At 72.7% G+C, this 737-nt stretch carries 1 protein-coding gene and 1 pseudogene; one reads left to right on the top strand and one right to left on the bottom strand.

What is annotated here, in order from left to right; genetic code table 11:
- Positions 1-331 (bottom strand): annotated as a pseudogene (locus D8M29_RS13270) (hypothetical protein); the annotation flags it as partial.
- Between the two features lie 120 nt (positions 332-451).
- Here D8M29_RS13270 and D8M29_RS13265 point away from each other — a divergent pair.
- The coding region (locus D8M29_RS13265) for a phosphoribosyltransferase family protein (RefSeq protein ID WP_255420509.1) at positions 452-737 on the top strand (286 nt) is incomplete at its 3' end.

Here is a 737-nt window from a genome sequence, read left to right as displayed (position 1 = left end):
CCTCCTCCTCGACGAGGGGCACCCCGGACAGGTCGCCCCGTACGTCGCCGGTGTTGATCAGCAGGCAGCGGGCTCCGGGGTGCCGCTCGCGCAGATGGGCCGCGGTGACGGCGGGGGCCGTGAGGATGTCGTCGGGGCCGACGGGGAAGCCCGAATCCGCGAGCCGCCGGGCGATCGCGGCGCGTGTACGGGACGTCGTGTTGGTGACCAGCGCCAGCGGCACCTCCGCGGCCCGCAGGGCTTCCATGGCCTCGACAGCGCCCGGCAGCGGCTCCCAGGACACGGTGAGCACGCCGTCGATGTCGATCAGGACCGCGCCGATTCGCTCCATACGACCGACCGTCCCCGACTTGCCGAACCAGCGCAAATGGGATTGTTTCGAAGGTGGGGAATGTGCGTGCGTGTACCGCGCTCCCCCGCGGACGGAAACCTCTCCTGGAGGTGAGGGACCGTGCAGTTCACCGACCGCACGGACGCCGGGCGCCGGCTCGCCGTGGCTCTGCGGCACCTGGGGAGGCGCGACCCCGTCGTCCTCGGGCTGCCGCGCGGCGGTGTGCCGGTGGCGTACGAGGTCGCGCAGGCCCTGGGCGCCCCGCTCGATGTGATCGTGGTCCGCAAGCTGGGGGTGCCCTACCACCCCGAACTGGGGTTCGGAGCCATCGGCGAGGGCGGGGTGCGGGTCATCAGCGAGGAGATCGTCCGCCGGACCGGGGTCGGCGAGAAGGACCTCGTGGCCG

Origin of the sequence: Micrococcus sp. HSID17227 (genome assembly GCF_003989405.1) — a bacterium.
Classification (GTDB): Bacteria; Actinomycetota; Actinomycetes; order Actinomycetales; family Micrococcaceae; genus Micrococcus; species Micrococcus luteus.
Note: the sequence above shows the minus strand (reverse complement) of the source record. Positions and strands in the feature narration are given on the sequence as shown.